This is a genomic window from Nonomuraea sp. NPDC000554, from assembly GCF_040300065.1.
Classification (GTDB): Bacteria; Actinomycetota; Actinomycetes; order Streptosporangiales; family Streptosporangiaceae; genus Nonomuraea.
On sequence record NZ_JBEPDC010000011.1, the window covers coordinates 228,014 to 240,565 of the forward strand.

Genomic DNA, 12,552 nt, shown 5'->3' on the forward strand with positions numbered 1-12,552 from the left:
CCGCCAGATGACAGGAATCGAAAGGCAGGGACCGCATTCATGTCCGTCAACGTGGTGACCCATCTGAACTTCCGGGGTGACGCCCGCGCGGCGCTCACGTTCTACCAGTCCGTGTTCGGCGGGGACCTGGCCGTGGTCACGTACAAGGACGCCGGAAACGTTCAGGAGCCGTCCGAGGCCGACCAGGTGATGTGGGGCCAGGTGGCCGCCGACAACGGCTTTCGCGTGATGGCCTACGACGTGCCCTCGCGCCTGACCTGGGACCAGGGCGAGAACGCGTTCTTCGTCTCAGTCCGGGGCGATGCGGCCGAGGAGGTCGCCGGGTACTGGGAGAAGCTCTCCGAGGGCGCGACCGTCCTGCAGCCGCTGGGGCCCGCGCAGTGGGCGCCCCTCTACGGGATGCTGAAGGACCGGTTCGGCGTCACCTGGGTCGTGGACATCGTCAGCGAGTACCACGCGTCCTGACCTCCGGAGCCGGGGCGGCGGGCACCCGCCGCCCCGCCACCACCCGACTCGAAGGCAAGGACGTAGCAGTGAAGATGCGCCCACTGGGCCGGACCGGGATCCAGGTCAGCCCCTACTGCCTGGGCACCATGATGTTCGGCCAGGTCGGGAACCCCGACCACGACGAGTGCGTCCGGATCATCCATCGGGCGCTGGACGCCGGGATCAATGTCGTCGACACCGCCGACGTGTACGGACCGCGCGGCGAATCCGAGGAGATCGTCGGCAAGGCGCTCAAGGGCCGGCGCGACGACGTCGTACTGGCCACCAAGGTCAACGGCTCGATGGGGGAGGACCCCAACCGCGGCGGCAGCTCACGGCGCTGGATCGTCACCGAGGTCGAGCACTCGTTGCGGCGCCTGCGGACCGACCACATCGACCTCTACCAGATCCACCACCCCGACCCCCACACCGACATCGAGGAGACGCTGTCCGCCCTGACCGACCTGGTACGCAGCGGCAAGGTACGCGCCATCGGCTCCTCCAACGCCCCCGCCTCGGAGATCGTCGAGGCCCAGTGGGTCGCCGAACGCCGCGGACTGCAGCGTCTGCGCACCGAGCAGCCCACGTACTCCGTCCTCAACCGCGGCATCGAACGCGAGATCCTGCCCACCTGCCGGCGCTACGGCATGGGCACGCTGGTGTGGAGCCCGCTGGCGATGGGGCTGCTCACCGGCCGCTACCGCAAGGGCGGGCCCGAGCCGCTGAACGCGCGGATGCACTGGGTGCCCCGCCACATGACCGACGAGCGCAAACTCGATGCCGTCGAACAGCTCGTCCCGCTGGCCGAGGAGGCCGGCCTGTCGCTGACCCACCTGGCGATGGCCTTCGCCATCACCCACCCCGGCGTCACCTCGGCCATCATCGGCCCCCGTACCGTGGAGCACCTCGACGACCTCCTAGCCGGCGCCACGGTCACCCTCGACGACGAGATCCTCGACCGGGTCGACCAGATCGTGCCGCCCGGAACCGACGTCGGCCCGATCGACGTGTCCTACACCCCGCCCGCCATCACCCGAACGTCGCTACGCCGGCGGTCGGCCGACGAGCGCGCCGCGGCCTGAGCCGATGACCGTTCTCGGCACCCGGGCGCTCAACCGCGCGACGCTCGCCCGGCAGTTGCTTCTCGACCGGGCCGACCTGCCGGCCCTCGACGCTGTCGCGCACCTGTGCGGTCTGCAGGCGCAGGAACCGCAGGAACCGTTCGTCGGGCTCTGGTCGCGGCTGCGCGCGTTCGATCCGGCGGTGCTTTCGGGCCTGCTCGTCGGGCGGAGCGTGGTGCGTACCCACCTCATGCGCCGCACCGTGCACCTCCTCACCGCCGACGACGTCCTCGCCTGGCGGGCCCGCCACGGCATCATGCTGCGCCAGCAGGTGCTCGGGACGTACCGCCGCGAGCTCGACGGGGTGGATCTCGACGAGCTCGCCGCGGCGGGCCGGGCGGTGATGGCCGACGGCGAGCCCCGTTCGATGGCCGAGCTCGCGCGGGCGCTGGCTGAGCGCTGGCCGGCGCCGGGACCGCGGGCGCTGGGGGAGATGCTGGTCGCTGCCCTCCTCCCGATGGCGCAGCTCCCGCCACGCGGGCTGTGGCGCACGAGGGCGGGAGTGCGCAACGTCCTGCTCTCGTCCTGGCTGGGGCGCGAGATCGACCCGCCGTCCCCGGACGGTTCCGACCCGGTCGGCCAGACGCTGGTACGGCGCTACCTGGCCGCGTTCGGCCCCGCCGCCGCAGCCGACCTGCGCGCCTGGTGCGGGCTCGCCGGACTGCCGGCCGCCGTGTCCGCGGTACGCGAGGAGCTGGTCACCTTCCGGGACGAGCGGGGCCGGGAACTGCTGGACCTCCCCGGCGCGCCGCGCCCCGACCCCGACACGCCCGCCCCGGTGCGGTTCCTGCCGGCGTTCGACAACGCGCTCCTCGGCTACCACGACCGCAGCCGGATCGTCGACGACGCCCACCGCGGCCTGTCGGTCGCCGGCACCCGCGTCGTCCTGGTGGACGGCCGGGTCGCCGCGACCTGGAACGTTGAGGCGGGCACCGTGAACGTCACCCCGCTGCGCCGCCTCTCCCGATCCGACCGCGCCGCCGTGGCCGAGGAGGGGCGGGTGCTGGCGTCGTTCCTGTCCGACGACGACAGCGACCGCGTACAGCTCGACGCGTCTCCCCCCTGAGGGCTGTGACCAGCGCGGAGAGCCCGACGGATCGGGCCCTGAGGAGCGCGTCCCCGGTTGACCGCCTGCGTGATCGACGTGGCCTGCTGGTGACCGTGCCCGGGCACGAGGGCGAGGAACGCTCCGATTGAAGGTTCTATCCCGGTGAAAGGGGGGTTTCTGCGGCAAAGTTTACACCGAAAGTTCAACGATACCGTTGAAGGCATGGATATCAAGGACACGGCCCGGCCGCTCGACGGCTCCGGCGTCTCGGCGTTCCTCCGATCGCTTCCCGCCAAGCCCCTGCTGCTCGGCCTGGGCGAGGCCAGGCACTTCGTGGGGGAGCTGGGCGAGCTGCGCAACGAGATCTTCCGGCATCTGGTCGAGCACGAGGGCTACCGATCGTTCGCCATCGAGAGCGACTGCCTCATGGGGCTCGTGGTCGACGACTACATCACGACGGGCGCGGGCACGCTCGACGACGTCATGGAACGCGGCTTCAGCCACAGCTTCGGCGCGTTCCCGGCCAACCGCGAGCTCGTGCGCTGGATGCGCGCGTACAACGAGGAGCATGACGAGAAGCTCCGGTTCTTCGGCTTCGACGGCCCGCTGGAGTATTGGGCGGCGAGCCCGCGTCAGGCGCTCACCGCCCTCTACGCCCTCCTCGACGGCCCGCTCCCCTGCACCAGGGAAACCCTCGACACGCTGCTCGGCCCGGACGAGCGGTGGGAGAACGAGGCCACGGCCATGGATCCGTCCCAGTCGATCGGGCAGTCAGCCGACGCCCAGCGGCTGCGGCTGATCGCCGACGACCTGGTGGCGCTGCTCGACACGCAGGCGCCGCGGCTGAGCGCGGAGGACAGGGAACAGGCGGCACTGTACGGGCGCACCGCCGTCGGCCTGCTCCGCTACCACTACTGGATGGCCGACGCGTCCCAAGAACGGTGGGCCCGGCTGTCGGCCCTGCGGGACGCGATGATGGCCGCCAACCTGCGTGCCATCGCCGAGCAGGGCCCGGCCCTGGTTTTCGCCAGCAACCTTCACCTGCAGCGGAACAAGACCCTCATGCCGTTCGGCGACCAGACGCTGGAGTGGTGGAGTGCGGGGGCGATCGCCGAAGCGCACCTGGGCGACCGGTACGCCTTCCTGGCCTCAGCCTTCGGCACGGCCGGCGACAACACCCCGCCCCCCGACACCGTCGAGGGCGTCCTGTCCGCGCTCCCGTGGGACCACTCTCTCATCGACGCCCGCCGCCTGGCCCAGGCCGTCACGAAGCTCGCCCCGCGTATCTCCCACGATTTCGCCTATTTCCCGCTGGACCCGGCCCAGCTCGACATGATCGACGGCATCGTCTTCCTCAAGCAGGCTGTCAAGCTGAAGAAGCTGGGTTGACAGGCGCGTACGTGCCAGGCTGTGCCTGACGCGCCGTCCATGCCCGGGGTGCCGTCAACGCCGCTGTCACCGGCCGCCGTTTCGGCGTTGACCTGAGTGATCAGTGGATACGGCGGCGGAGCGCCAGAACCTCGGTGACCTTGGCGATGGCCTCGCTACCGGGTTTGACGTAGCGCATGGAGGTGCGGGGGTTCTTGTTCCGATGATCAGCTGGAGCGGAACGTCGGCCTCGCCCAGTTGGGTGGCGGCGCTGTGGCGCAACCGGTGGAGGTCGATCTCGACCTCGGCAATCGTGACGCTCCGGACAGGCGTCGCGAGGTCCTGCCTGGCGTGCGGCTCGGCTGCGCTGATGCTGCCGAGTGACCCCGGCCGGAATTCCCGGCCGGGGTCACCGAGCTCGGTCGGCGCCTCCGGACGACCTGTGAACCAGACGCGCCTTCACACTTTCTCGTGCTGGCCTGTCAGATCGGCCTGGCTTGTCGTGCGGACATAACGGTCACTGACCAGCACGCCGACGATCGAGATCGCGGCGAGCGCGGCGAGCCAGAACGCGGGTGCGAGGGGCGTGTCGAGGGTTGCGAGCAGCCAGGTGACGGCGACCGGTGTGAGGCCGCCGAAGATGATGGCGCCCACGTTATAACTGATGGACAGGCCGGTTCCCCGGGCTGTGGTCGGGAAGAGTTCGGCCATGCGGGCGGCGAGGGGGCCGGAGTACCAGGGTTTGATCAGGCCCATCAGCGTCATGACGATGGCCATCGTGGTAAAACTCGGCGCGGCTTGGAAGAGCAGGAACAGCGGGATGCTGGAGACGGCGATGCCCACCGCCGCGATGGTGAGCATCCTGGTGCGGCCGATGACGTCGGAGAAGTGGCCGGCGAGCGGAGCGATCAGCACCATGATGGAGCCGGTGAGGATGACAGTGGTGAAGCTGGTCGACGCGGGCAGATGGTACTGCCGGATGGCGTACGTCGGCATGTAGGTGATCAGATAGGAGTAGCCAGTCGACACTGCGAGGATCCCGATGCAGAGCGCCATCCTGGTCTTGTGTGAGCGCAGTGTCTGTGCCAAGGGCTGCTTCAGCTGGTCAGTGCGGCGCGCCTGGCTGAACTCCGGTGTCTCGCTGAGATTCTTGCGGATGTAATAGCCGACAGGGCCGAGCAGCAGACCGAACGCGAAGGGAACTCGCCAGCCCCACGACTCGAACTGCGCGTCAGACAGGGTGCTGCTGGTGATCGCGAGCAGCAGGGTGGCCAGAACTGTGGCGAAGGCCTGGCTGGCGCCCTGCCAGCTGGCCATGAAGCCGCGCCGGTTGGCGTTCTGCTCGACGAGATAGCCCGTGGCGCTGCCGAACTCTCCGCCCGCGGAGAAGCCTTGCAGCATCATCGCCAGCACCATGCCGATCGGTGCGGCGATACCGATCGTGTCGTAGCTGGGCAGGAACGTGATGATCAGCGTGGCGAGCACCATGATGCGGATGGAGGCCATCAGTGCGGGCATCCGGCCCGCGCGGTCGGCGTAGGAGCCGAGCACGAGCGCGCCGATCGGGCGGACGACATAGGCCAGTGCGACGGTGCCGAACGCCAGGAGTAGCGAGCTCTTCTCGTCCTGGCTGGGAAAGAATTGTTTCGCGATGGTGCTGGCAGCCAGGGTGTACGCGGTGAAGCTGAGCCATTCCAGCGCGTTCCCGACCGATGCTGCGGCCACGGGCCGCCACTTGCCACTCATTTTGCACCACCGATGCTGCGCAGGACCGCGGCCGCGGTCACGATGCCGTCATGGAACCGGGCGAGTTCGAAGTTCTCGTTGGGAGCGTGGTTGCGCTCGTCGACGTTGCCTAGCGGAATGCCGTAGCAGGGCAGTCCGAGCCCGTCGGTGAGGCCCGCGATCGGCAGGCTGCCTCCCATCGCGGGCGCGAACAGCGCCGGCTTGTCCGCCGTGGCGCTCACCCCATCGAGCACCGCCTGCGCATAGGGCGCGTCCAGCAAGGTACGCGAGGGCTCCATCATGGCCTTGAAGACGACCTCGGCGTGCGGAAGCCGGGCGGCCACGTGCTTGCGCACCGCATCGACGACCGTGGCGGCCCGTTGGCCGCAGGCGAGCCGCATGTCACAACGGGCGATCGCGACCGACGGGATCACCGACCGGTGCTCCTGATTGTCCAGGCACGTGAGCGAGTTGATGCTGAAGGTGGGCAGCGCCAACCGCTCGTTGACCCCGGCATCGCCGTACGGGTCCATGCGGTCGAGCCCGACCCCGGCGAGTAGCTCCTGCGGGGCCACGGGTAGTGCGTCTAGTGCCGCACGCTCGGCCGTGGTCAACCCGGTGGTGCCGGCGTCGTAGCCCTCGACGAGGACGCGCCCATCGGGTGCCCGCATCGTTGACAGCAGCCACACCAGCTCCCACGCCGGGTTGGCCGCGACGTTGCCCCAGTTGCCCGAATGCAACGCGGTATTCGCGCCCCGTACCGTGATCTCGAAACTCACCACGCCGCGCACGCCGAGCAACACCGTCGGCTCGTAGCTGTCGTGAACCGGCCCGTCGCTCCACACCGCGACGTCCGCGTCGAGGTCCGTGCGCATCCCTGCGAGCGTGGCCGCGAGGTGCGTACTGCCGATTTCCTCCTCACCGTCGAGCAGCACCGTCACCGAGCAGGGCAGCCCCTCCTTGCTCGCGCGCAGCGCCCGCACGGCGAGCAGTTGCGCGAAATGCTGCCCCTTGTTGTCGCCTGTGCCGCGCCCATACATCCGGCCATCACGGATCGCGGCCTCGAACGGCGGGCTGTCCCACTCCTCGAGCGGGCCGGCGGGCTGCACGTCGTAGTGCCCGTAGATCACCACGTGCGGGCTGCCCTCAGGGCCCGGCGCGTGACCAGCTACCAGCGGCCACCCGCCCGTCTCGACGAGCCGCGGTGCGAGGCCGCTTGCGGCCAGCAAACCCTTGGCGTGCTCGGCTGCCTCCGGCATGCCCTCCCCGGTGGCACTGACGCTCGGAACCCCGATCCAGTCAGCCAGCTCCTGCTCGTGCCGCGCCCGGTTACGCGCCACGTACTCCTTGATGTCCTCGATCGATTCCATGCGACCGCCCCTTGCCATTGCCTCCAGGAAGTGAAATCGATCCCAATAATCGACATCGGTTATACTGCTGTCAATGGCTGAACCTATGCTGTCGACGGCTGAACCGGAACCGCGCAGGCGGGCAACCCCGCAAGACCTGCGCGCCCTGACACACCCGCTGAGCTGGCGAATCCTGCGTCTCTGTCTGGAGAGATCCCAGACCAACCAGCAGCTCGCACAGCGGCTCGGCGTCTCGCCGGCCACACTGCTGCGCCGAGTGCGAGCCCTCACCGACTCCGGCTTCCTCACCGTGGAGCCACCCCGACAGGGCGAACATGGAGCATGGGAACGCCCCTACCGTGCCACCGGTGCGACCTGGCGTCTCGACCTCGGTACAGATGCGGACCAACTGACCGGTCAGATCGACCTGGCCATCGTCGACGCCCACCGCGCTGAACTCGTCGAGAAGGGTCCGACCCACAGCCAGCAGCACACCCGACGCGTGCTCCTGCACCTCGACGCCGAGGCCCGCGCGGAACTCGACCAGCGGATCGACGCCCTCCTCGACGAATTCGAGAACCGATCCACACCGGATGGCACGCCGATAGCCATCCTGTGGAACGCGGTCGAGCAGGGAAACACGCCGCCGGACTGACCGCCGGCCTTCCAGGGCGTGCATGCAGTCCTGACGTCGGCAGCGTACTGACCAGCCATGGTCGGGGCGAGCAGCGGCCACCCAGCTACATTGCCGCGCCGGCACCGGCAGCTCGATCCGGCGCGGCATCGCAGCCACTCGGGCCAGGTCCACCCCGACGTGGCAGGCGTCCTCATCATCTGGGGGAAACCCGTCGGCTCTGGCGCACATCCGGTGGTGAAAGAAGTGGCCCATCGCGGTCTGCCTGCTCAGCCACTGGCTGGACAACACAGGTCAGGCCGTTCGGGTCAGCATGTAGGCGTTGATCAAGCTCAGCGCCACGCTCGCGAAGAACATCGAGAAATTCAACACGAAGGGGAGATGGTCTTCGATTCCGGCTTGCATGGCGCGAGATTCAACGAGAAAGAGCACCTGGATCTGTACTACTTTAACGGATGTCAGTACCGGATCCATGGATACTCGTTCACCAAGAACGGAAAGTCCTACCAGGCGAGTTCTACAAGCGATACACCTTCGGAAACTGTCGCGAGAATCGCGGCCCGGGCCCTGTGTTCGACACGCCTCAGTATCTCGAATCTACACACGGTCGGACCGACTCGGGCTCGATGCGGGCGACTCGCGCCACGCCGAACATAAAACCGAAGGATATCGACTGGCCAGGACCTGGCCAGGGCCGTGGTAAGGTGCGAGCTCTGCGTAAGGAGCGATGCGTGGATATGGATTTGAACAGAGTCGGAGCATGTTTCTTGCTTACGCTTCTCGTCGATGCTCTGGGCGCATGCTCCTCGGGCCCTCCGTTGACCGACCACAATCCGGATCCACGCGCGCTTCCCGGTACGGCGCCCACTCTCAAACTCGACAACGTACTGGCCGATCACCGGATATCACTCCCGAAGGCTGCGTCCGGCGTAAAATTCAAATCCAGAATGGATAACGATCCTTACTGGCTGGAGCTGGCTTTCTCGGTGGACTGCGCGCAGGGATCCGCCTTCTTTGAGAAGGCAGGGCTCGAACGGCAGGGAGACGACGGGGATCTCTATGACGAGGCCAGGGTCGAGGAGTCGGAACGTTCCTTCGGGATAGAGCCGAGCCGATATTCGGTGCGAGGAACGTACGTCAAGGCTCCCGACGAATTCCGCAACTGCAAAATGGGGGCGCTGCTGGCTGATGCGGACAAATGCCAAGTGATCATCTTGTCCGATCGGTACAACTAGTAGACGTTCCCGGGGAACGGTATGCCCCTTTTTCGGGAGTGTGAACGCTTAGCTCGCTGAGAGCTTTTCGTCCCGGCTTCGCGAAGGCGTAGCACGAGAATAGCTTTGACAAGTTGACCGCCGAAGAGATCCTCGAATCCCTCGCGCGATAGTGCCGACGAGTTTCAGGCGCAGAACTCCAGTAGGGCCTGGTCGGCTCCGGACGCGGCGGCGTGTCGACCTCTTGAAGAGGAACCGGAAGAGATGTGAGCGCCAGGCGGCGGGTCGATGAGATCCGATCGTCACCCCACCTGAGGGCCGGTCGCCAGACACCTCGCCGACCTGCCCCTCACCCAACCAGGCCCTAAGAACCTGATCATGTCTTGTGAACGGCCTGTCACCGCTGAGGGCTGGCCCGAGACTGATGCCCGCGTCCCATGATGACGGATCACCATGGGACGCGGGCACGGCTCACCGTCGCCTGGCCGGGGCGCTGTCCTTGTCGCAGGTGGTGTCGCCGTCGGGCAGGACGCCGTCCACCAGATACCGGTTGGCGGTGGCGTCGACGCAGGCGTTGCCCGCCGCGAGGTAGGCGCCGTGGCGGAAGGCGCCGCGCAGGGTGACCATGCGGGAGCCGGTCAGTGCCCGGTGCATGGCCCGCTGGCCAGGGTAGGGGGTGACGGGGTCGCCGTCGGCGCCGACGATCAGCATCGAGGCGTCGTTGCCGATCGTGGTGGGCGCCTCCACCGGTGTGGTCGGCCAGAAGGCGCACGGACTGATGTTGCGGGTCATCGGCCCGAACAGCGGCTCGCCGGCGCGGTGGGCCTGGATGTCGCGGAAGTAGGCCTCCAGGTCGTGGGAGGCGGCCCGGTCGGCGCAGAGGATCGGGGTTCCCGCCCGGTCCTCTGCCGCCCCCGAGCCGGTGAACAGGCCGTCGAGGGCCTCCTTCAACGACGCCGGGACGGTGACCGCGTCGCCGCGGGCGGCGTCGGCCAGCACCTTCACCTCCGCGGCGAAGCTGGCGTACACCTTCGCACTGTCGTCGTAGAGGCGGATGAACAGCAGGTAGGGGACGTGGTGGGCGTCGATCCGGTACTCGCCGACCCGCAGCGGGCGCCGGGTGGCGGCCTGGTTGACGCGCTCCACGGTGGCCAGGACCTCGGCCTCGGTGGCGCCCAGGCCGTACTCGGCGTCGTGAGCGGCGGCCCATGAGGCCCAGTGCTTCAGCGCGGCGGTGATCGCCGGGCCGTTCCCGGACAGCAGATCGGGGCCGTAGACGTCCGGGTCGACCGCGCTGTCCAGCACGACCCGGTCGGCCCGGGCGCCGAACATCTGCGTGTAGACGGCGCCCAGGTAGGTGCCGTAGGAGTAGCCGAGGTAGGACAGCTTGGGCTCGCCGAGAGCGGCGCGGATGGCGTCCATGTCGCGGGCGGTGTTGCGGGTGGTGGCGTACGGCAGCAGGTCACGGTTGCCCTGGACGCACCCGGCCGCCAGCTCCTTCATGAGGGCCACGCTCTCGTTGAAGGTGCGGCGGGTCGGGCCGGCCGACCGGGTGAAGGTGTCGGTCGTCCACCGGCAGTGGATCGGCGTGCTGCGGCCGACGAAGCGCGGATCCATCCCGATCAGGTCGTAGCGAGCCGCGACGGCGGGCATGAACGTGCCGAGGAGCGCCCGTTGCAGTCCGCGCCCGCCCGGACCGCCAGGATTGATCAGCAGGACGCCCCGGCGCTTGGCGGGGTCGGTTGCCTTGATCCGTGAGATCGCCACCGAGATGGTCCGTCCCTGGGGCCTGCGGTGGTCCAGCGGGACGGTGACCTCGGCGCACTGGGCGCCCGCCGCGTCCAGTTCCTTGCCGGTCTCGTCGTTCGGTCCGGTCATACAGCCGTGCAAGTTGAGCGTCTGGTGGTGAAACCGGGCCAGCCTGTCGGTCCCGGTGTCACCCGTGACGTCTGCCGACGCCTGGCCGGTGACCGCCATCCCCGCCATCAGAGTCGCGCTCGTGGCGACGGCCGTGGCGATCTTTCTTGCACGCACAGAAGGCTCCCTTGCCGGATGATGTCGTCACCGAGGCTAGGGTTCCTCGCGGTTGATCCTGATCGGCCATATGGTCGACCGGAATCGACCTTATGGACAGTTCCTCGTCCGTCTCCGGCTGGAGGCGTTCGTCGGGTCACCCGCCGCGCACCGGCGCCGATCCGCTCGGTGCCACCGCTCGCCGTACCGGCGCTGTGAACGGTCTGCGCCGGACCTGTCGTACGCCGCCTTCAACCGCAGGTACCGCGAACGGGCCCGGTCCGGAGCGCTGCGCTACCGCCCCCGGTGCCGCTGACGGGGGCCGACATCTGGCGGGCCTACCAGATCGAGCCGCGCGAGCCGCACCACGATCCGTGGGGCTTCAATCCCGTCGAGCGCAGCGGAGCTGTGCCGCTCCCGTGGCCGGTGCCGGCGCGGCTGGCGCGGCGGATCGAGGCGCTGGATCCGGTAGAGGGCGTCGCCTACGGTCGGCGGGCGGGGAATCGCCGAGGATCCCGCCGATCGACCTCCAGCGACAGATCGGCAACGTCATCGCCGGTTCCGGCACCGAACTCGTCCCCTTCGGCCCGCAGAAGGCGGCAACTCTCAGGATGACGCTCCGTAGCGGGTGGCGATCGCGGCGGCGCGGTTGCGCAGGGAGTCGCGCAACCACTGCGGGGCCAGGGCTTCCGCGTTCGTGGCGAGCTGCCACAGCGCCCATTCGGCGTGTCTCGGATCTTGGAAGGTCACCTCCAGCCGCAGCCAGCCGTCTGAGTCGGCTTCTTCGGCGAGGACGGCCAGCGCGGTGCCCACCAAGTCCTCCCGCCGCGCCGGGTGCACCCGTACCAGCACGGTGACTTGGTCGCCGCCAGCCCGAAACTGCGTGCTGCGTTCCTGCCAGGCCCGGTCCAGATCGACCCGGTCTGGTCGCTGTGCGGGTTCGGCGAGTTCCTTGGCGGCCAAGACCCGGGACAGCCGGTAGGTGCGGTCCGCGCCAGACCTTGTGGCCAACAAGTAGCCCCGGTCTCGTACGGTGACCAGGCCGATCGGGTCCACCGTGCGCCATTTCGGGGTCTGGTCCATAGCCGCGTAGTGGATGCGCAGCTTGTGTCCGGCGAACACCGCGCGCAGGACCTCGGCCGCAATGGTGTCAGGCACCTCCTCAGCGACGAGCCGACGCGAGAGGAGGTCGGTCTCCGGGTCGATGAGCAATCGCTCGGCCGCGCCGGCCGCGGTGTCCCGATAGCTTTCGGGTAGCGCGTCAACCACCTTGAGCATCGCCGAAGCGAGCGCCGAGCCGAGGCCGAACGCCTGCGCGCCGCGCCGCGATCCGGCGACCAGCAGGGCAAGGGCTTCGTCGTGGTTCAGTCCGGTGAGCTCGGTCCGGAAACCGGGCAGCAACGCGAAACCGCCGTGCCGGCCGCGTTCGGCGTAGACCGGGACGCCGGCTGCGGACAGCGCCTCGATGTCGCGCAGCACGGTGCGGGTGGATACCTCCAGCTCGCGGGCCAGCGCGGCCGCGGACAGCCGACCGTGCTGCCGCAGCAGCAGCACCAGCGAGACCAACCGGTCGGCGCGCATACGAAAACTCTAC

Annotated in this window: 11 protein-coding genes; 6 read left to right on the forward strand and 5 right to left on the reverse strand. The window is 68.7% G+C overall.

All coding sequences use genetic code 11. The features are described 5' to 3' along the window. Window positions 1–39 precede the first annotated feature (39 nt). From ABT294_RS22345 to ABT294_RS22360, 4 genes are all read left to right on the forward strand, one after another. Window positions 40–465: a VOC family protein gene (locus tag ABT294_RS22345; protein WP_350808131.1), complete on the forward strand. Its 426-nt coding sequence runs from the start codon at window positions 40–42 to the stop codon at window positions 463–465. Between the two features lie 74 nt (window positions 466–539). Next, window positions 540–1,568 carry an aldo/keto reductase gene (locus ABT294_RS22350; protein ID WP_350808202.1) on the forward strand — a complete coding sequence of 343 codons (1,029 nt, stop codon included), beginning with the start codon at window positions 540–542 and terminating at the stop codon, window positions 1,566–1,568. Between the two features lie 4 nt (window positions 1,569–1,572). Further along, a complete protein-coding gene (locus ABT294_RS22355; protein WP_350808133.1) occupies window positions 1,573–2,673 on the forward strand; it encodes a winged helix DNA-binding domain-containing protein in 1,101 nt (366 codons plus the stop codon). A gap of 204 nt (window positions 2,674–2,877) precedes the next feature. Then, on the forward strand, window positions 2,878–4,044 hold the full coding sequence (locus ABT294_RS22360; RefSeq protein ID WP_350808134.1) for an erythromycin esterase family protein: 1,167 nt from the start codon (window positions 2,878–2,880) through the stop codon (window positions 4,042–4,044). 438 nt (window positions 4,045–4,482) lie between these two features. On the opposite strand, the gene ABT294_RS22365 is transcribed toward ABT294_RS22360, so the two are convergent. Next, window positions 4,483–5,769 carry an MFS transporter gene (locus tag ABT294_RS22365; RefSeq protein WP_350808136.1) on the reverse strand — a complete coding sequence of 429 codons (1,287 nt, stop codon included), beginning with the start codon at window positions 5,767–5,769 and terminating at the stop codon, window positions 4,483–4,485. Then, window positions 5,766–7,118: a M20/M25/M40 family metallo-hydrolase gene (locus tag ABT294_RS22370; RefSeq protein ID WP_350808137.1), complete on the reverse strand. Its 1,353-nt coding sequence runs from the start codon at window positions 7,116–7,118 to the stop codon at window positions 5,766–5,768. Before ABT294_RS22370 ends, ABT294_RS22365 begins: the two co-directional genes overlap by 4 nt. An 85-nt stretch (window positions 7,119–7,203) precedes the next feature. Here ABT294_RS22370 and ABT294_RS22375 point away from each other — a divergent pair, with 85 nt between their 5' ends. Continuing rightward, window positions 7,204–7,752, forward strand: coding sequence for a winged helix-turn-helix transcriptional regulator (locus ABT294_RS22375; RefSeq protein ID WP_350808139.1), 549 nt, complete (start codon window positions 7,204–7,206; stop codon window positions 7,750–7,752). A 273-nt stretch (window positions 7,753–8,025) separates the two neighbouring features. Here ABT294_RS22375 and ABT294_RS22380 read toward each other — a convergent pair whose 3' ends face one another. Next, complete coding sequence (locus ABT294_RS22380; RefSeq protein WP_350808141.1) at window positions 8,026–8,205, reverse strand: hypothetical protein; 180 nt, start codon at window positions 8,203–8,205, stop codon at window positions 8,026–8,028. 257 nt (window positions 8,206–8,462) lie between these two features. On the opposite strand from ABT294_RS22380, the gene ABT294_RS22385 reads away from it, so the two are divergent. Beyond that, the gene (locus ABT294_RS22385; RefSeq protein WP_350808143.1) at window positions 8,463–8,966 is read left to right on the forward strand and encodes a hypothetical protein; all 504 of its coding nucleotides are present in this window, start codon (window positions 8,463–8,465) and stop codon (window positions 8,964–8,966) included. Between the two features lie 450 nt (window positions 8,967–9,416). Here the strand turns inward: ABT294_RS22385 and ABT294_RS22390 are convergent, their stop codons facing one another. Together ABT294_RS22390 and ABT294_RS22395 are read right to left on the reverse strand one after the other, a co-directional pair. Then, a complete protein-coding gene (locus ABT294_RS22390; protein WP_350808144.1) occupies window positions 9,417–10,979 on the reverse strand; it encodes an alpha/beta hydrolase in 1,563 nt (520 codons plus the stop codon). A 585-nt stretch (window positions 10,980–11,564) separates the two neighbouring features. Next, the gene (locus ABT294_RS22395; RefSeq protein WP_350808146.1) at window positions 11,565–12,539 is read right to left on the reverse strand and encodes a helix-turn-helix transcriptional regulator; all 975 of its coding nucleotides are present in this window, start codon (window positions 12,537–12,539) and stop codon (window positions 11,565–11,567) included. Between the last annotated feature and the right edge of the window lie 13 nt (window positions 12,540–12,552).

Coding starts and splice junctions, on each gene's coding strand:
- ABT294_RS22345 (WP_350808131.1), top strand. CDS start 40: ATGTCCGTCAACGTGGTGACCCATCTGAACTTCCGGGGTGACGCCCGC.
- ABT294_RS22350 (WP_350808202.1), top strand. CDS start 540: ATGCGCCCACTGGGCCGGACCGGGATCCAGGTCAGCCCCTACTGCCTG.
- ABT294_RS22355 (WP_350808133.1), top strand. CDS start 1,573: ATGACCGTTCTCGGCACCCGGGCGCTCAACCGCGCGACGCTCGCCCGG.
- ABT294_RS22360 (WP_350808134.1), top strand. CDS start 2,878: ATGGATATCAAGGACACGGCCCGGCCGCTCGACGGCTCCGGCGTCTCG.
- ABT294_RS22365 (WP_350808136.1), bottom strand. CDS start 5,769: ATGAGTGGCAAGTGGCGGCCCGTGGCCGCAGCATCGGTCGGGAACGCG.
- ABT294_RS22370 (WP_350808137.1), bottom strand. CDS start 7,118: ATGGAATCGATCGAGGACATCAAGGAGTACGTGGCGCGTAACCGGGCG.
- ABT294_RS22375 (WP_350808139.1), top strand. CDS start 7,204: ATGCTGTCGACGGCTGAACCGGAACCGCGCAGGCGGGCAACCCCGCAA.
- ABT294_RS22380 (WP_350808141.1), bottom strand. CDS start 8,205: ATGGATCCGGTACTGACATCCGTTAAAGTAGTACAGATCCAGGTGCTC.
- ABT294_RS22395 (WP_350808146.1), bottom strand. CDS start 12,539: ATGCGCGCCGACCGGTTGGTCTCGCTGGTGCTGCTGCTGCGGCAGCAC.